The following is an 18,456-nucleotide window of genomic DNA, read 5'->3' on the forward strand; positions in this document are numbered from 1 at the left end:
CACGTTCACAAGAGCGCTCAGCCTGAAGGAGGCACGACGTGGAGCTCGCCCTGGCCCACGAGACGATGGCGCGCTGGCAGTTCGGCATCACCACCGTCTACCACTTCCTCTTCGTCCCGCTGACCATCAGCCTCTCCGTGCTCACCGCGGGACTCCAGACCGCCTGGGTGCGCACCGGCAAGATCCGGTACTTCAAGGCGACCAAGTTCTGGGGCAAGCTCTTCCTGATCAACATCGCCATGGGTGTGGTCACCGGCATCGTCCAGGAGTTCCAGTTCGGGATGAACTGGTCCGACTACTCCAGGTTCGTCGGCGACATCTTCGGCGCGCCCCTCGCCATGGAAGCGCTCATCGCCTTCTTCTTCGAGTCCACCTTCATCGGGCTCTGGATCTTCGGCTGGGAACGCCTTCCCAAGAAGATCCACCTGGCCTGCATCTGGATGGTGTCCATCGGCACCGTCCTCTCCGCGTACTTCATCCTCGCCGCCAACTCCTGGATGCAGCACCCGGTCGGGTACCGGATCGGCGCCAACGGCCGGGCCCAGCTCACCGACATCGGCAAGGTCCTGTTCCAGGACACCACCCTCGTCGTGGTGTTCCACACCCTCACCGCCGCGTTCCTCACCGGCGGCGCCTTCATGGTCGGCATCGCCGCGTACCAGCTGCGCCGCAACAGCCGGCTCTCCGCCGTAGACCGCAACCCCGACAAGGTCGGCTCCATGCGGACCTCGCTGCGCCTCGGCCTGATCGTCACGATCATCGCCGGGCTCGGCACCGCGATCAGCGGAGACACCCTCGGCAAGGTCATGTTCGAGCAGCAGCCCATGAAGATGGCCGCCGCCGAGGCACTCTGGGACACCGCGCAGCCCGCGCCGTTCTCCGTCTTCGCCTACGGCAACGTCTCCCAAGGCCGGAACACCATAGAGATCTCCATCCCCGGCCTGCTCTCCTTCCTCGCCCACAGCAACTTCCACGACGCCGTCCCCGGCATCAACAACACCAACGCCGCGGAGAAGGCAAAGTACGGCGACAAGGCTCCCAACTACGAGCCCAACATCCCCACCACCTTCTGGGCCTTCCGCTGGATGATCGGCTTCGGCATGACCTCCTTCGTGGTCGGCGTCATCGGCCTCTGGCTCACCCGCAAGCGCTTCTGGCTCGCCCCCGAGCACCGGCGCGGCGGCGACGAGGTCCCCCTCCTCATGCTCACCAAGCACCGGGAACTGAGCCCCTTCCTCAACACCTGGGCCTGGCGCCTCGCCATCCTGACCATGGGTTTCCCCCTGATCGCCAACTCCTGGGGCTGGATCTTCACCGAGATGGGCCGCCAACCCTGGGCCGTCTACGGCCTGATGACGACCGCCTCCGCGGTCTCCCCCAACGTCTCCCTCGGCGAGCAGATCACCTCGCTCACCGTGTTCACGCTCCTCTACGCGATCCTCGCGGTCATCGAGATCCGCCTGCTCGTCACCTACGCCAAGGCGGGCCCCACCGACGAGGAGCCACCCGCCCAGGACCCCACCCTCCGCGGCCCGTCCGGCGACGCCGACAAGCCACTCGCCTTCGCGTACTGAGGAGATCCCCATGCAACTCCACGACGTCTGGTTCGTGCTGATCGCGGTCCTCTGGACCGGCTACTTCTTCCTCGAGGGCTTCGACTTCGGCGTCGGCGTCCTCACCAAGCTGCTCGCCCGCGACGAGCGCGAACGCCGGGTCCTGATCAACACCATCGGCCCGGTCTGGGACGGCAACGAGGTCTGGCTGCTCACCGCCGCGGGCGCGACCTTCGCGGCGTTCCCCGCCTGGTACGCGACGCTCTTCAGCGGCTTCTACCTCCCGCTGCTCGTCATCCTGGTCTGCCTGATCGTCCGCGGCGTGGCCTTCGAGTACCGCGCCAAGCGTTCGGACGAGCGCTGGAAGCGGAACTGGGAACACGCCATCTTCTGGACCTCCCTGGTACCGGCCTTCCTGTGGGGCGTGGCCTTCGGCAACATCGTCCACGGCGTCAAGATCGACGCCTCCGGCAACTACGCGGGCGACGTCATCGACCTGCTCAACCCCTACGCCCTCCTCGGCGGTGCGGTGACGCTGGCTCTGTTCACCTTCCACGGCACGGTGTTCGTCTCGCTGAAGACGCTGGGCGACATCCGCGACCGTTCCCGCAGCCTGGCCCTGAAGCTCGGCCTGCTCACGGCCGCGCTCGCGCTGGGCTTCCTGAGCTGGACCCAGGCGAGCAGCGGGAACGGCCGATCGCTGGCGGCGATGCTCGTCGCCGTCATCGCGCTGGTCGCTGCGCTCGGCTTCAACCAGGCCGGACGCGAGGGGTGGGCGTTCATCCTGTCCGGCCTGACGATCGTCGCCACGGTGGCGATGCTGTTCCTCTCGCTGTACCCGAACGTGATGCCCTCGTCGCTGAACCCGGCCTGGTCCCTCACCGTCGCCAACGCCTCCTCCTCGCCGTACACGCTCAAGGTGATGACCTGGGTCGCCGGGTTCATGACGCCGGTGGTGCTCTGTTATCAGGCCTGGACGTACTGGGTCTTCCGCAGGCGGATCGGTGTCCGGAACATCCCGGCCTGAGGGGTGCGCCTGCGGCGGGGGTGGGTGCAGGTGGTGCGGGGGTGGGCCGGTTCGGGGTAGTCGCTCTGGGGCCTTCATATTTACGGGCGGCTGTGGACTCGAGGTGCCTTTGCTACGCCGCTGCCACCCGCACATACGAGGTACGGCCCCTGCCGCGACCACCCCGCCCCGTCCCACCCCCTCCCCTGCGTCGGTGGGAAAAGCGCGGTGAATCCGCCGTAGTTCAAGAGTCTGAGGTGAGTGGTCATGAAGCCGGTTGATCCGAGGTTGGTGCGGTACGCCGGGGCGACGCGGGTCTTCCTGCTGGCGTCCGTGGTGTTGGGGATGCTCGGCGCGGGGCTGGTCATCGCCCAGGCGATGGTCATCGCGGACGTTGTGGTGGGCGCCTTCCAGCAACACCGTTCCGCAGCGGAGCTGTCAGTCGCTCTCTGCCTCCTTGCCGGTGTGAGCCTTCTGCGGGGTCTGGTCTCCTGGGGGACCGAGGTGGCCGCGCACCGGGCTTCCGCCCAGGTCAAGTCGCAACTGCGCGAGCAGCTCCTCGACCGGGCCACTGCCCTCGGACCGTCCTGGCTGACGAGTCAGCGCAGCGGGGAGCTCGTCACGCTCGCGACCCGCGGCGTGGACGCGCTGGACGACTACTTCGCCCGTTACCTCCCCCAACTCGCCCTCGCCGTAGTGGTGCCGGTCGCCGTCATCGCGCGCATCCTCCTGGCCGACTGGCTCTCCGCACTGATCATCGTGCTCACGCTCCCCCTCATCCCGGTCTTCATGGTCCTGATCGGGCTGGCCACCCAGAGCAGGATGGACCGCCAGTGGCGGACCCTGGGCCGTCTCTCGCACCACTTCCTCGACGTGGTGGCCGGCCTGCCGACGCTCAAGGTGTTCGGCCGGGCGAAGGCCCAGGCCGAGGCCATCAGGAAGACCACGGACCAGTACCGCAGGGCGACCATGCGCACCCTGCGGATCGCCTTCGTCTCCTCCTTCGCGCTGGAACTGCTGTCGACCGTCTCGGTCGCCCTGGTCGCCGTCACCATCGGCATGCGCCTGGTCGACGGCAGCCTCGACCTCTACACCGGCCTGGTCGTCCTGGTCCTGGCCCCCGAGGCCTACCTCCCCATCCGCCAGGTCGGCACCCACTACCACGCCAGCGTCGAGGGCCTGGCCGCCGCCGAGCGGATCTTCGAGGTCCTGGAGACCCCGAAGCCCGCCACGGGCGACCACGAAGCCCCCATCTCATTCACCATCGACATCAGTGACCTGACAGTCACTCACGCACCCGGGATCAACAACCTCTCCCTCCAGATCACCCCAGGGGAGACCCTGGCCGTCACCGGTGTGTCCGGGACCGGCAAGACAACCCTGCTGAACGTCCTCCTCGGCTTCACCACCCCGACCTCCGGCCAGATCCGCATCAACGGGCAGGACCTCAACGACATCTCCACGGAGTCATGGCGCTCACGCATCGCCTGGGTCCCCCAGCACCCCTACCTCTTCGCGGGCACCATCGCGGACAACGTCCGCCTCGCCCGCCCCGAAGCCTCCGACCAGGATTTGCAGCGCGCCCTCCAGTCCGCGCACGCCTGGGACTTCGTCAGCAACCTCCCCCAGGGAGTGCGCACCCCTCTGGGCGAGAACGGTCACGGCCTCTCCGCCGGCCAGCGCCAGCGCCTGGCCCTCGCCCGCGCCTTCCTGTCCGATCGCCCCCTGGTTCTCCTCGACGAACCGACGGCCAACCTTGACGGCGCAAGCGAGAAGACCATCGTCAACGCGATCCGCGAACTCGCCCGCGACCGCACGGTGATCGTCACCGCACACCGCCCCGCGCTCCTTGCTCTCGCCACCGCCAGGCTCGCGCTGTCGGACGGCGAGCGCACCGCGCTTTATCCCACCCACGCAGGGGAGGGGGTGGGACGGGGCGGGGTGGTCGCGGCAGGGGCCGTACCTCGTATTTGCGGGTGGAGCGGCGAGGAAAAGGCACCTCGAGTCCACACCGCCCGTAAATATGAAGGCCCCAGAGCGACTACCCCGAACCGGCCCACCCCCGCACCACCTGCACCCACCCCCGCCGCAGGCCCAACAGCAACCCCGCTGAAGCGCATCCGCGCCGCCGCCCGAACGCCGAAGCACCGCCGTCGGATGACCCTCGCGGTGACCCTCGCCGCGGCCGCACTCCTCAGCGCCACCGCCCTCATGGGCACCTCCGGCTGGCTCATCGACCGCGCCTCCCAGCAGCCGCCGGTGCTCTACCTGATGGTCGCGGTCACTGCCGTCCGCACCTTCGGCACGGCGCGCAGCGCCCTCCGCTACGCGGAGCGCCTGGTCAGCCATGACGCGGTGTTCCGCTCGCTCGGGACCCTCCGCGCCACCGTCTACCGCCGCCTGGAGCGCCTCGCGCCGAACGGCACCGGAAGGAACCTCCGCGGCGACCTCCTCTCCCGCATGGTCGCCGACGTGGACGCCGTCCAGGACTACTTCCTCCGGTTCCGCCTCCCGGCCGCCGCAGCCGCCCTCGCGTCCGCCGCGACCGTCGCCGTGGTGGCCTGGTTGCTGCCCGCCGCCGGGGCGACCCTCGCCGCGGGCCTGCTCCTCGCAGGCGTCGCCGTCCCCGCACTCACCGTGCGACTCTCGGCCCGCGCCGAGCAGGCCCAGGCCGCGACCAGGGGAAAACTCGCCGCCGAGGTCGTCGGCGTGCTCGACGGCACCGCCGAACTGACCGTCAGCGGCGCCCTCCCGCGCCGCCTCGCCCAGCTCAGGGCCACCGACGCCGGTCTCACCGCGCTCGCCCGACGCTCCGCCGCAGGCGCCGGTGTGGGTACGGGACTGGGCACGGCGTTGACCGGGCTCACCGCGACAGCCTGCGCGCTCCTCGGCGTTCAGGCCGTCGCCTCGGGCCGGATCCACGGCGTGGTCCTCGCCGTGCTCGTCCTGGCGCCCCTGGCCGCCTTCGAGGCGGTGACGGGCCTGCCCGTCGCCGCCCAGGTCCGTCGCCGCAGCGCCCAGTCCGCCGCCCGGGTACTGGAGCTCGTCGACGCACCCGAGCCGGTCCGGGAGCCCGAGCAGCCCCGCCCGCTCCCCCGGAATCCGTTTCCCCTGCGGGCCCGGGGCCTCGCCGCCCGCTGGCCGGGACAGGAACAACTGGCCCTCCACGCCCTCGATCTGGACCTCACCGAGGGCCGCCGCGTCGCGGTGGTCGGCCCCAGCGGGTCCGGCAAGACCACCCTCGCCAACGTCCTGCTCCGCTTCCTGGAGCCGGCCTCCGGCGAGGTCACCCTGAACGGCGTCGACGTCACCGGGATCGACAGCGACGACGTCCGCACAGCGGTGGGAGTCTGCGCCCAGGACGCGCACATCTTCGACAGCTCGCTCCGGGAGAACCTGCGGCTCGCCCGCCCCGAGTGCACCGAGGCCGACCTGTGGGCCGCCCTCCGCGCCGCCCGCCTGGACGGCTGGGTCGAGGCGCTGCCGGAGGGCCTGGACACCATGGTCGGCGAGCACGGGGCCCGCCTCTCCGGCGGCCAGCGCCAGCGCCTCGCGCTGGCCCGCGCGCTGCTCGCCGACTTCCCCGCGCTGATCCTGGACGAGCCTGCCGAGCACCTGGACCTGGCAACGGCAGACGCCCTGACGGCGGATCTGCTCGCTGCGACCGAAGGCCGCACCACGCTGCTGATCACCCATCGGCTCGCGGGCCTGGACGCCGTGGACGAGATCCTGGTGCTGGACGCGGGCCGGGTCGTCCAGCGCGGCGGCTGGCACGAACTGGTCCTCGCCGACGGCCCCCTGCGGCAGATGTGGGAGCGCGAGCGGGAGGCGGACGCGCTTCTGGTCTAGCCGCTACAGCGAGGCGACCAGCTTCTCGATGACCTCCGCCACGCCGTCCTCGTCGTGGTCACCGGCTCGCCCCGGCGTCGCGGCCAGCACCTGCGGGTGCGCATTCGCCACGGCGTACGCCGTCCCGGCCCAGGCCAGCATCGGCAGGTCGTTGGGCATGTCGCCGAAGGCGACGACCTCCTCCGCGGCGATCCCGCGGTCCGCGCACCACCGCGCCAGCGTCGTGGCCTTGCTCACGCCGGTCGCGCTGATCTCGAGCATCGGGCTGGAGCGGGTGATCTCAGCGAGGTCCCCGGCCGCGAGGCAGGCGCGGCGCAGCATCTCGTCCGGGTCCAGGTCCGGGTGCTTCGCGAGGATCTTGAAGACGGTGTGGGCGTCGGCGGCCCCGAGGATCTCCTCGGCGGGGGCGATCCGCTGCACCCCGTCCGAGCCCCACATCTGCGAGGTGTAGTCCGGTTCGTGGGAGAACCCGCTCGGATACTCGAAGGCGAAGGACACCCCCGGCAACTCCCTGCGCAGCGCCTCGACCACGGCCAACGCGTCCTCCGCGCGCAGCGGGAACGACTCCACCAGCTCCTTGCGCCGCACGTCGTACACCGCGCCGCCGTTGGAGCAGATCGCGACCCCGTGCGGCCCGGTGTGCTCGCTCAGTGACTCCATCCAGCGCGGCGGGCGGCCGGTCACGAAGACGATGCACAGTCCCGCGTCCTCGGCCAGCGTCAGCGCGGCCTGGGTACGGGCCGACACGGTGCCGTCGCTGCGCAGCAGGGTGCCGTCGAGGTCGGTGGCGATCAGGCGCACAGGTGGGTGCGGGGGAGGATTCACCTCACCATCCTCGCTCACCTCCGGAGAAACACCGACGGGCCGGTACCCGGGTGGGGTCCGGCCCGTCGCGGCGGCGGTCAGCCGACGGCAGGGAGCGGGATCTCCGCCACCTCCTCGTTCCGCTCGTCGTCCTGCGTGTCGGTGATCACCGCCGGGACTCCGCGCAGGGCGAAGAGCGTGACGGCCGCGCCGGCTGCGAGCAGGGCCGCGCCGATCAGCGTGGTGGTGTGGATGCCGTGGACGAACGCCTGCTGGGCGGTGTTGACCAGCGCGGGCCCCTGCGGCGCGGGCAACGCCGCGCCGGTCGCCATCGCGCCGCCGACGGTCTGGTGCGCCGCGGCGACAGCGGCCGGGGACAGCCCGGCCGGGAGGTGCAGTCCGCTGCGGTAGCTGCCGGCGAGGACGCTGCCGAGGACGGCGATGCCCAGGCCGCTGCCGAGCTCCATGGCGGTCTCGCCGATCGCGGCGGCTCCTCCGGCCCGCTCCTTGGGGGCGGTCGCCATCATGGTGTCGTTGGTGACGCCGAAGATGAAGCCCATGCCGACGCCGTTGAGGACCACGGCGGGGGCGAGCAGCGCGTAACTGGTGTGCACGCCGACCAGTGAGAAGCAGACCATGCTGACGGCCATCAGGCCCAGTCCGAGAGCGGTGGTGCGGGCCCGGCCGATGCGAGCGATCAGCACGGCGCAGGAGGGGCCGCCGATCATCGCGCCGACCGGTCCGGCGAGCAGCGCCAGCCCTGCGGTCAGCGGCGACCAGCCGCGCACGTCCTGGAAGTACTGGGAGAAGGCCAGCGACAGCGCTGACACGGACAGGATCGTCACCAGGTTCGCGCCGAGCGAGCCGGCGAAGGCCCTGTCGCGCAGCAGCGGCAGGTCGATCAGCGGGGAGGCGATGCGCGTCTGGCGCAGACCGAACGCTGCCAGCGCGGCCAGGCCGACCGACGCGGCGACCAGGACCTTCGGCTGGGTGAAGCCGTCGTGCGCGCCGGTCTGGACGGCGTAGATCGCACCGAACAGGCCGACCGCGGACAGCAGCACGCTGGACATGTCGAGGCGTCCGCGGGCCGGGTGCCGGGACTCGACCAGCAGCACCGAACCGAAGCCGAGCAGCAGCAGCATCACCGGCACGTTGATCAGGAAGACGGATCCCCACCAGAAGTGGTCGAGCAGCGCGCCGCCGATGACCGGGCCGAGTGCGAACCCGGCCGCGCCCACGCCGCCGGCGATCCCCATGGCGAGGGTGCGCTCCTTGGCGTCGGTGAAGGTGGAGCGGACCAGCGAGGCCGTGGACGGCATGATCGTCGCTCCGGCGACGCCGAGCAGTACCCGGGCGGCGATCAGCAGGTCCGGGTTACCGGCGTAGGCGGTGAGCAGGGAGGCCAGACCGAAGCCGGTGGCGCCGACCAGGAGCAGCCGCTTGCGGCCGATCCGGTCGCCGAGGCTGCCCATCACCACGAGCAGGCTGCCCAGGGCGAAGCTGTAGGCGTCGGCGATCCACAGGATCTGGGTGGACGACGGGTGGAGGACCTTGACCAGGTCGGGGATGGCGAGGTTGAGGACGGTGTTGTCGATGCCGAGGAGCAGCGCCGCTGCCGAGCAGATGGCAAGCGTGCCCCACTTGCGGGCGGAGGAGACTGTCGAGGAGGTCATGTGCGGTAGCGTCGCGCCGCGCGCTGACCGCTCACTGACCGGTCACTGACCGCCTCTGGGCCTCGTCGGTCAGCGCCCGGACCGCGTCCTCGACCCGGAGTGCCGCGCCTTCGGCGTGGGTCCTGTCGTAGCCGGCCCTGCCGAGTGCGGCGAGGGCCGCCCCGGTGGTCCTGAGCTGGTCGGCGTCGGCTGGTGCCTCGTTGCGCCGCAGGGCGCGGGAGACGCCGAGCAGGTAGGCGGCGCGCCCGGGTTCTCCCTCCAGCACGCCGAGGCCGGCGACGGCCTCGGCGGCGATGGCCAGGGCGGGCAGGTTGCGGTGGTCCACGTCGTGGGGCAGCGCCTCGCGGTAGTACGCCCGGGCCGCCTCGGCGTTCGGCTCGGCCTCGGCGATCCGGCCGAGCTCGACCAGAACGGAGATGCGGAGCCAGTCCCCGCTGAACGATCCGGGCGGGGAGGCCGCGAGGGCGCTCGCGCAGAGCTCGCGCGCGGTGGAGAGATCGCCTCGGAGCCGGGCGATGTCGGCCAGGCAGAGCCGCGCGCGGGCGACGCTGTCGGGCGCGCCCACCCGCCGGAACAGGCCGATCGCCTGCTCGCAGTCGGCGACCGCGGCGTCCAGCTCCCCGGCCCTGACCCGGCGTTCGGCGCGGGCGCAGACCAGCTCGGCGATGTCCTCGGCCGCGCCGAGCTCGGCCGCGAGCCGTAGTGACTCGGCGGCGAGCCCCTCGGAGCGCCCGTGGTCACCGCGCCAGTCGGCGATGTTCGCGAGCTCGCCCAGCGCGATGATCTGGCCCCAGCGGTCGCCGATGCTCCGGAACTGCTCGACGGCGGCGGTGAACTCCCGGTCGGCGGAGGCCGCGTCAGCGGTCACATAGAGGTGCCGGAAGCCGTCGCCGACGTGGATCAGGCCGGTGGACCAGGGGTCCGCCCGCCACTGCGCGACTTCGGCCGGAGTCAGCTGGTCCATTTCCTCGGGGACGCCGGTGAAGGGTGCCCAGAGCAGGGTCAGCGCGGGGTTGCGCCTGGGCGTGCGCCGGAAGTTCCTCATCAGCGCCTCGGTCACGGCGAGCTGCGGTGCCAGTTCCTCGCGCCAGTTGGGGGTGGTGGCGGCGAGCATCAGGCAGATCGCGTACTCCTCCTCCAGGCCCGGGGCGGGGTGCGGGCCGAGTTCCTCCAGGACCTTCCGGGCGTGCGGGGCGCCCTCGAAGCGCAGGCCGCGCAGCATCCAGTAGCCGGACAGCTCGCCGATCATCCGCAGTGCGGTGAGGGTGTCGGCGCCGCGCAGCGCGGCGTGCAGGTTGTCGTGGTCGGCGGTCAGGCGGCGCAGCCAGCGGAGCTGGTCAGCGGTGCGCAGGCGCGGGTTGGCGGTGGTGGCGAGGTCCAGGAAGAACCGGAGGTGGGCCTGACGGGCGTGCTCCGCCTCGTCGGATTCCGCGAGGCGCTCGGCGGCGTAGGCGCGGACGGTCTGCAGCAGCCGGTAGCGCACCTCGCCGTCAGCCTCCTCCTGCTGGGCGACGACGAGGGACTTGTCCACCAGCGCGCCGATCAGCTCCAGCACGTCGTCCGATCCGTCGCAGCAGACCGTTTGGCCAGCCTCCAGGGTCCATCCGCCGGAGAAGACGGAGGCGCGTCGCAGGGCGGCGCGTTCGGTCTCGGGCAGCAGGTCCCAGCTCCAGTCGACCACGGCGCGCAGGGTCTGCTGGCGGGGCTGCGCGGTACGGCTGCCGCCGGTGAGCAGCCGGAACCGGTCGTCCAGCCGTTCCGCGATCTGACGCGGCGACAGCATCCGCAGCCGGGCCGCCGCCAGCTCGATGGCGAGCGGCAGTCCGTCGAGACGGCGGCAGATCTCGGCGACGGTGTCCGCGTCCTGCTCGGGGTCGAAGCCGGGGTGCACGGCGAGGGCGCGCTCGGCGAACAGCTGGATGGCGGCGGCCTCCGGCAGCGGCGGCAGCGGGAGCAGCCGCTCGCCGGTGATGCCGAGGGGCTCCCTGCTGGTGGCCAGGACGCGCAGCTCGGGGCAGGCGGCGAGCAGTTGGACGGCGAGCCGGGCGGCGTCGGCGACCAGGTGCTCGCAGTTGTCGAGGACGAGCAGCAGCGGACGCTCCGTCAGGGCGGCGGTCAGCCGGACCATCGGGGTGGGGCCCTCGCCGGAGCCGAGCAGGCCGGAGCTGCGCAGCCCCAGCGCGCTGAGCACGGCCTGCGGCAGGTCGTCGCCCTGGCCGAGACCGGAGAGGTCGGCGAAGCAGCTGTCGCCGGGGTGGCGTGCGGCGGCCTCCACGGCGGTCCGTGTCTTCCCGGTGCCGCCGGGGCCGGTGAGGGTGACCAGCCGTCCGTCGTGGAGCAGCTCGACGATCCGGGCGAGTTCCCGTTCGCGGCCGATCAGCCCGCTGAGCTGTGCGGGCACTGCGAGGTGGCGTGCCGCAGGAAGGGCGGCGACCCCTCGGACGATCCCGCTCGGCGGCGGCGCGAAGGCGTCGGGCTCGCCCCGCAGCACCGCGAGGTGCGCGGCGGCCAGTTCGGGACCCGGGTCAGCCCCGAGCGCGTCGGCCAGGGCCTCGCGGGTCTCCGCGAACGCGGCCAGCGCTTCGGCCTGCTGCCCGCTTCCGTGCAACGCCCGCACCAGCTGGGCGCTCAGGCGCTCGCGCAGCGGATGCGCGGAGACCAGCTCGCGCAGCTCGGAGATCACCGTCCGGTGGTCGCCGAGCTCCAACTCGGCCTGTATTCGGTCCTCGGTCGCGGCGAGCCGCTGCTCCTCGAGCCGTACCGTCTGCGGCCCGGCGAACGGTGCGTCGCCGACGTCGGCCAGCGCAGGACCGCGCCACAGTGCCAGTGCGTCCCGCAGCAGGTCCGCGGCCTTGGCCGGGTCTCCGGCGGCCAGGGTGTCGCGGCCCTGCGCGGCCAGCCGGGCGAAGCGGTGCGCGTCGACGTGGTCCGGGTCCACCGCGAGCCGGTAGCCGGCGGGATGGTTCTCGATCAGCTCGGGCCGCCCGGCCCCTCGCAACGCACCACGGAGCCGGGAGATCTGCGACTGCAGGGCGTTGCCGACCCCGGCGGGTGGGTCCTCCCCGTACAGCCCGTCGATCATCCGCTGCACGGTGACGATCCGTCCGGCGTCGAGCGCCAGCAGCGCCAGTGCCGCCCGCCGCCCCGGGCCGCCGACGGCGACCGCGCCCCGGTCGGCGTCCCACGCCTGTGTCGCGCCCAGAAGCCCGAATCTCACCCGCTGATTCTCCCGTACACCCGCTCTGTACGACAGCAGGATCCGCGAGCCCGAGCACGACGCTGCGCGGCACCCGGGGGAGCCGCGCAGCGGAGGGAACCAAGGGTCAGGACGCCGCCGGCGTGCTCTGCGCGACCACCGCGAAGAACGCGCCCTGCGGGTCCTGCAGGACGGCCATCCTGCCGACCTTCTCCATATCGAAGGCGGGCGCCATCACCGAACCACCGGCCCGCACCAGCGCGTCGACCGTGCTGTCGGTGTCGTCCACGGCGAAGTTCACGAGCCAGTGCGGGGGAACCCCGTCCGGGAGGTTCTCCATGCCCTGCACGCCGCCGATGGGGCGCCCCTTGACCATGAGCCCGGTGAACTCCGGCATCTCCGGGATCGGTGCGGCCTCCAGGCCCAGCGCGGCCTGGTAGAAGACCCCGGCGGCCTTGGGGTCCGTGGTGCTGAGCTGGTTCCAGACCAGTGCGCCGGGCTCGTTGACGATCTGCGCCCCGGGGAACTCCAGCGGCTGCCACACCCCGAACACCGCGCCCTGCGGGTCTGCGGCGACCAGCATCCGGCCGAGAGCGCCCACGTCCATGGCCGGGGAGATCACCGTGCCGCCGTTCGCGCTGATCGCCGCCTGGGTGGCGTCGGCGTTCGCGCTGGAGAAGTAGGTGGTCCAGGTGGGGGGCGGCGCGGGCTGGTCGCCCATCGCCATCGACTTCATGATGCCGGCGACCGGCTTGCCCTTGAGCGCGCAGACCGAGTAGCCGCCGAACTCCTCGGGACCCACCTCGCCCTGCCAGCCGAGGAGGTCCCGGTAGAAGTCCAGCGCGGCCTGCTGGTCCGGGGCCATCAGGTCGATCCAGCACGGCGTGCCGGGTTCGTACGGAGCGGTGACTTCAGACATGTGTCGTCTCCAAGCGGTGGTCCGCCTCGGGCGGGCGCCCGGGCGGGTTCGCGTCCCCCTGGACCACCTTCCCCGCGCTCCGCCGAAGGCGCCATCCGGGGCAGCGGAGGTAGCCCCGTCCGGGCGAGAGTCCGCATGTGAGGAGCGTCAGTGGAGCTGACTGAGGCTCTCGGTGGCGATGTCCTCGAAGACGCTGAGGTCGGTCGCGAAGATGGAGTCGGGGACGGGCCAGTGGATGACCACTTCGTCGATGCCGAGTTCCTGGTAGGTGCCCGCCCAGTCGACGAACGCGTCCACCGAGGCGAGGGGCTGCTCGGCGGTCGAACCCTGGAGCAGCATCGTGTCGATGGTCGCGTAGTCGCGGCCCCGGGCCTCGCAGGCGGCGCGGAGCTTGGCGAGCTGGGCCTCGATCACGGTCGGCGCCTGGTCGACGGGGACGTCAGCCGGGCCGCGCGGGTCGCCGTAGGTGACCGAGCCCTGACCGTGGTCGGCGGCGAGTCCCAGTCCGCGCGGACCGGTGGCGGCGACGTAGAAGGGGAAGCGGGGCCGCTGTACGCAGCCGGGGATGTTGCGTGCCTCGACGGCGGAGCAGTACTCGCCCGGCTCGGTGGTGGAGTCCTCGGTCAGCAGTTTGTCCAGCAGCCTCCACCTTCCACGCCCAGGCCACCACCACCCTGCGCGACCAAAATGTCGCTAAAACGACCCACGGGAATCAGGCCGGCACATCCGAGCCGAGTAAAGCCACTGCGGCGATTCCGGGAATTCGATGTCTATTCACGCGTATCCCCCATCGTGGACCCTCTCGTGAGCCCGACTGGAACGCTACCCCTGCCCCTCCCCGGGGTTCTGACAGGGCGGGCAGGCAGAACGGAGCCATGTGCCCCTGCCGCAGACGGCAATGGACGGGGCGTTCCGACCGGCCGGAGAATAGCGTGCGCGGCGCCCGGCGAATCACCACTAGAATCGCTGCGCCGCATGTTTTCCCAGGAAAAGCGAGCATAGATGCACGAGATACTTTCCCGACGATTTGTTCCGATTGTGGCGGTGGCAATCACCGCCGTGGGCCTTTCCGCCCTCTCCGCCCCCGTTGCCCAGGCGGCGCTGCCCGGGAGCCCGGGCCTACTGGCGGGCTCCAAGATCATCAACGGTGGCGAGGTCACCACGGCCACGGAGAACCCGGACGGCTCCCGCCTGGTACTGCACCTGAACTCCGGCGGTGGATCGGACCAGGGTGGAGGTACCGCCTGGTCCCCTGACGGCAAGTCGGTGGCCTATGTCAACGGCGCTCCGGCGGTGGACACCTACTTGCCGAACGGCACCAGTGAGCAGTTCATCACCGAGGGCGGCGTGGACCCGACCTTCACCCCGGACGGTTCGACGATCGTCGAAGGCATGGTGGGCAGCGACTACACCACCTACCAGTTGGCGTCCACCACGGCCACGGCCCACCCGCTGGGCCCCAACCCGCAGCCCCCCGCACCCTGGTTCGCGACCCCGACCGGCGGGTCCGACCGCTACCCCAGCGTGTCGTCGACGACCGGCGCGGTGCTGTTCGAGCACGACGCCAACGGCGCGTCGGACATCTGGACCGACCACGGCAACCACACCGCCGGGCTGCTCATCGTCAACGGCCACCAGCCGGACGTCTCGCCGGCCGGTTCACAGGTCGCCTTCTACCGGGCCGTGAACGGCTGCGACCAGCTCTTCGTCCAGGCCTCGGACGGTTCCGGCACCGCCACCCAGGTGACTAGGGGCAACACCAACCACACCCACCCCAAGTGGACCCCGGACGGCCTGGGCCTGGACTACAACGCCAACCCGGGTACCAACTACCTGGACATCGTGGGCCACCACCTGGTGCTGGCGTCCAGCACGGACACGGTCATCCCGGGCGGCCTGTTCTCGGTCACCCAGCAGCCGACAGGCAAGACGCCAGTCGGCATTGCTTCCACGTTCCACAGCGCCGGTCCCCAACGGGTGCTGGACACCAGGTACGGGATGGGCCAGGTGTCCAAGGGCGCCGTCCCGGCGGGCGGCACGGTCGCGCTGGCCGTCGACGGCACGAACTCGCTCCCGGCCGGCGGGATCACCGCCGTCGTACTGAACGTCACCGTCACCTCGCCCGCGTCCAGCGGCCACCTGTCGGTGTACCCCGAGGGGACGGCTGTGCCGAGCACGTCCAACCTCAACTGGACGGCGAACCAGACCATCTCCAACCTGGTCACCGTCCCCGTGGGCGCCGACGGCGAAGTCGACCTGACCAACCAGAGCGGCGGCAGCACCCAGGTCATCGCTGACGTGCAGGGCTACTACACCGGCGACGCCAGCGGGTCGACCTTCACCGGCGTCAGCCCCGCACGGATCCTGGACACCCGCAGCGCCGTGGGCATCTCCACCACCACCCCGATCGACAACAGCACTGTCACGTTGGCGGTGCGCGGCAAGGGCGGCGTTGCCGTCGGTGCCACCGCCGTGGCGCTCAACCTGACCGCGGTCGGTACCGTCGGCGCAGGCTACCTGGAGGCCTACAGCGACGGCAGCAGCGTGCCGACGGTCTCCAACATCAACTGGACCGGCTCCGGAGCCACCCTGGCCGGGCTGGCCATCGTGCCGCTCGGCGCGGACGGCAGCGTCGACATCAAGGTCCACGGCCAAGCCCACGTCCTGGCCGACGTGTTCGGCTACTACGGCGGCTCCAACACCGGGCAGGATTTCGTCGGTGTGGCACCGAACCGCCTCCTCGACACCCGCCACGCCGTCGGCGTGTCCACCAGCACCCCGCTGGCCGCCGGGCACACCATCGCGCTGCAGGTCACCGGCGGCAACACCGGCGTCCCCAGTGGCGTCAAGGCCGTCATCCTGAACGTCACCGTGACTGACACCACCGGCTCGGGGCACCTCACTGCCTGGGCCGACGGCAGCGCCCAGCCGAGCTCGTCCAACCTCAACTGGACCGGCAGCAGCCAGACACTCCCCAACCAGGTGATCGTCCCGGTCGGCAGCAACGGCAAGGTCGACCTGTACGTCAACAGCACCACCGACGTCATCGCCGACGTATTCGGCTACTACGGCGGCTGACACTCAGGCGGCTCGTGCCCAGCGCACAGCCGACGCGCCCGCTGTCCCGGCCGTCCAGAGCCGGGGCAGCGGACCAGTGAGGAACTGCTGACGGTCGACGACATCTCGGGTGGCAGGCTGACCGTAGGAATCGGACTGGGTGGGACGGTCTTCGACGCGACGGCGATGGGGCAGGAGGAGTGGACGGCGAGGCAGCGGGCGGACCGGTTCGACGAGTTCCTGCCGCTGCTGGACAGGCTACTGACTCAGGACGCGACCACTGAGCGGGGCGAGTACTACTCCGCCGTCGAGGCCCGCACCATCCCCGGCTGCGTGCAGCAGCCGAGTGTCCCCTTCTACGTGGCCTGGGGACGTTCTCGTCGAGGAGGAGCTTCAAGACGCAGCCTGGCGCAGTTGCGGATCCAGGTAGCTGTCGACGTAGTCGGCGAAAGCAACGGCATCCCGTGCGGCTTCGGTTGTCACCCCCGGATAGAAGTCGCCGATCTGTTCGGGAGTGATTCCGTCGCGAACCAGAGCAGCGACCTCGGCAGCCGGGATCCGTGTGCCCTCGATGACGGGCTCGCCGCCCCGCACCGCAGGGTCGATCGACACATACGGTCGAGGGGCCAGCAGCGCAGGGATGTGGCGCCCGTCGCGGTAGAAGGGGGCGAGCACGTCCACCAGGTCGTGGATCACCACGTTGCCCTTGCTCCGCACGAGATCCACGGCATGGTCGGGGGCGGCAAGGTAGATCGTGTCCCGATCGGCGACAAGCCGGTAGGACGAAAGGTGCTTCCGCTCGTCAAGGCCGTCCCGCAGGGTGTTCAAGGCCCGGCGAATCATCTGCAGCGAGGCTTCCTCCCGCAGGCGCACACAGGCCCGCAGGGCCACGACATCGCGGAAGGAGTAAAGGATCGGCCTGGCCGCGGAGAGCTCCGGGGTGAGCAGTGGCCCGCTCGCACCTGCGGCACTGCGCCACTGGGAGAGCTGGCGCAAGGTGGCACCGGACAGAGCAGCAGCGAGTTTGGGCTCGTACGACACCTGCCACCTCCCCCTCTCCAAACGTGTGGGACGGCCTGTACGCGGCTGAATTCACTTCATCGTCTCGCGGCCGGGACGGATCGGCTTCGGATTGATCCGTATCGGTGACGAATCGTACGGACGACCGCGGCGAGCATGCTCAGCCTCCATCGTTCCGAACCTTTAAGGTCGGAGTCATGCGTTTGAGTACCGTGATCCTGCCGATCCACCGCTGGACCGAGGGCCGGAAGGTCTGGCGGCGGGCCGAGGAGCTGGGCTTCCACACCGCCTACACCTACGACCACCTGTCCTGGCGAAGCTTCCGGGACCAGCCGTGGTTCGGGGCTGTACCTACCCTCACGGCCGCCGCCTGCACCACCGAGCGGCTACGGCTCGGCACCCTCGTAACGTCTCCCAACTTCCGGCATCCGGTGACGCTGGCGAAGGAGCTGCTGACGGTCGACGACATCTCGGGCGGCCGGCTGACCGTCGGCATCGGGGTGGGTGGGACCGGCTTCGACGCGACCGCGATGGGCCAGGAGGAGTGGACCGCGCGGGAGCGGGCCGACCGGTTCGACGAGTTCCTGCCGTTGCTGGACAAGCTGCTGACGCAGGACTCGACCACCGAGAAGGGCGATTACTACTCCGCCGTCGAGGCCCGGAACATCCCCGGCTGTGTGCAGCAGCCCCGGGTGCCGTTCTATGTGGCGGCTACCGGTCCGCGTGGGCTGAAACTCGCCGCCGAGCACGGCCATGGCTGGGTCAGCTACGGCGACCCACGCGGCCCGGCCGACGTCCCCGTCGAGCAGGCGCCGGCCGTGATCGAGGCACAGCTGGGCAAGCTCCGCACCGCGTGCGAGGCCCAGGGCCGGGACTACGCGTCGCTGCGAAAGGTCCTGCTCCAGGGCTCCACGGCCGAGCAGCCGCTGAAGTCCCTCGACGCCTTCGTCGACTACGCCGGCAGCTACCAGGCGCTGGGCATCGACGAGATCGTGATCCACTGGCCGGTCCCCGACTCCATTTTCGCCAATGACCTGACCGTCTTCGAGAAGATCGCCACCGAAGGCCTCGCCCAGCTGGGCTGACCACCTCTCCGGGAGACGTTCAGCAGGTCAGGCCGTGATGGGTGAACGACGCCAGCTCAGGTGGTCGTAGGTGTAGGCGGCGTGGAACCCGACATCCTCGGCTCGCCGTCAGATCTTCTGCCCCTCGCCCCACGGGTGGATGGGAACGATCACCGTGCTCAGACGCATGGCTCCGACCCTAAGCGATGGCGCCGGCGCAAGAGTTCCCATAACGGCTTGAAGCGGACCTTTCCCTGGAATTTTCTGGGCCTGCGGACAGCTCGGGTACCAATCATATAAAGAAGTTGTTCGTTG

General features: G+C 70.8%; 10 protein-coding genes and 3 pseudogenes. 6 read left to right on the plus strand and 7 right to left on the minus strand.

Going from position 1 to position 18,456, the window contains the following annotated elements; all coding sequences use genetic code 11:
• The first annotated feature begins 38 nt into the window (after window positions 1–38).
• The 3 genes from ABIA33_RS17805 (at window position 39) to cydD (ending at window position 6,408) form a co-directional block, all read left to right on the plus strand.
• A complete protein-coding gene (locus ABIA33_RS17805) occupies window positions 39–1,574 on the plus strand; it encodes a cytochrome ubiquinol oxidase subunit I (RefSeq protein WP_370082618.1) in 1,536 nt (511 codons plus the stop codon).
• 10 nt (window positions 1,575–1,584) lie between these two features.
• Window positions 1,585–2,580, plus strand: coding sequence for a cytochrome d ubiquinol oxidase subunit II (cydB, locus tag ABIA33_RS17810; RefSeq protein ID WP_370082620.1), 996 nt, complete (start codon window positions 1,585–1,587; stop codon window positions 2,578–2,580).
• A gap of 246 nt (window positions 2,581–2,826) precedes the next feature.
• Complete coding sequence (gene cydD / locus ABIA33_RS17815; RefSeq protein ID WP_370082622.1) at window positions 2,827–6,408, plus strand: thiol reductant ABC exporter subunit CydD; 3,582 nt, start codon at window positions 2,827–2,829, stop codon at window positions 6,406–6,408.
• Window positions 6,409–6,411: 3 nt separating this feature from the next.
• Here the strand turns inward: cydD and ABIA33_RS17820 are convergent, their stop codons facing one another.
• From ABIA33_RS17820 to ABIA33_RS17840, 5 genes and pseudogenes are all read right to left on the minus strand, one after another.
• Complete coding sequence (locus ABIA33_RS17820; protein WP_370082624.1) at window positions 6,412–7,233, minus strand: HAD family hydrolase; 822 nt, start codon at window positions 7,231–7,233, stop codon at window positions 6,412–6,414.
• 77 nt (window positions 7,234–7,310) lie between these two features.
• Window positions 7,311–8,885: an MFS transporter gene (locus ABIA33_RS17825; protein ID WP_370082626.1), complete on the minus strand. Its 1,575-nt coding sequence runs from the start codon at window positions 8,883–8,885 to the stop codon at window positions 7,311–7,313.
• Window positions 8,886–8,916: 31 nt separating this feature from the next.
• Window positions 8,917–12,102, minus strand: a complete 3,186-nt coding sequence (locus ABIA33_RS17830) for a BTAD domain-containing putative transcriptional regulator (protein WP_370082628.1) — start codon at window positions 12,100–12,102, stop codon at window positions 8,917–8,919.
• A 106-nt stretch (window positions 12,103–12,208) separates the two neighbouring features.
• Window positions 12,209–13,000: a VOC family protein gene (locus ABIA33_RS17835; RefSeq protein WP_370082630.1), complete on the minus strand. Its 792-nt coding sequence runs from the start codon at window positions 12,998–13,000 to the stop codon at window positions 12,209–12,211.
• Window positions 13,001–13,147: 147 nt separating this feature from the next.
• Window positions 13,148–13,642: pseudogene (locus ABIA33_RS17840) on the minus strand (LLM class flavin-dependent oxidoreductase); the annotation flags it as partial.
• A gap of 402 nt (window positions 13,643–14,044) precedes the next feature.
• On the opposite strand from ABIA33_RS17840, the gene ABIA33_RS17845 reads away from it, so the two are divergent.
• Together ABIA33_RS17845 and ABIA33_RS17850 are read left to right on the plus strand one after the other, a co-directional pair.
• Window positions 14,045–16,078: a TolB family protein gene (locus tag ABIA33_RS17845; RefSeq protein WP_370082632.1), complete on the plus strand. Its 2,034-nt coding sequence runs from the start codon at window positions 14,045–14,047 to the stop codon at window positions 16,076–16,078.
• Window positions 16,079–16,159: 81 nt separating this feature from the next.
• A pseudogene (locus ABIA33_RS17850) lies at window positions 16,160–16,423 on the plus strand (LLM class flavin-dependent oxidoreductase); the annotation flags it as partial.
• Between the two features lie 27 nt (window positions 16,424–16,450).
• Here ABIA33_RS17850 and ABIA33_RS17855 read toward each other — a convergent pair.
• On the minus strand, window positions 16,451–17,098 hold the full coding sequence (locus ABIA33_RS17855) for a DUF433 domain-containing protein (RefSeq protein WP_370082634.1): 648 nt from the start codon (window positions 17,096–17,098) through the stop codon (window positions 16,451–16,453).
• Window positions 17,099–17,274: 176 nt separating this feature from the next.
• Here ABIA33_RS17855 and ABIA33_RS17860 point away from each other — a divergent pair, with 176 nt between their 5' ends.
• The gene (locus ABIA33_RS17860) at window positions 17,275–18,162 is read left to right on the plus strand and encodes an LLM class flavin-dependent oxidoreductase (RefSeq protein ID WP_370082636.1); all 888 of its coding nucleotides are present in this window, start codon (window positions 17,275–17,277) and stop codon (window positions 18,160–18,162) included.
• A 48-nt stretch (window positions 18,163–18,210) separates the two neighbouring features.
• Here ABIA33_RS17860 and ABIA33_RS17865 read toward each other — a convergent pair.
• Window positions 18,211–18,330, minus strand: a pseudogene (locus ABIA33_RS17865) (LLM class flavin-dependent oxidoreductase); the annotation flags it as partial.
• Window positions 18,331–18,456 lie beyond the last annotated feature (126 nt).

Origin of the sequence: Streptacidiphilus sp. MAP12-16, from assembly GCF_041262165.1 — a bacterium.
Taxonomy (GTDB): Bacteria; Actinomycetota; Actinomycetes; order Streptomycetales; family Streptomycetaceae; genus Streptacidiphilus.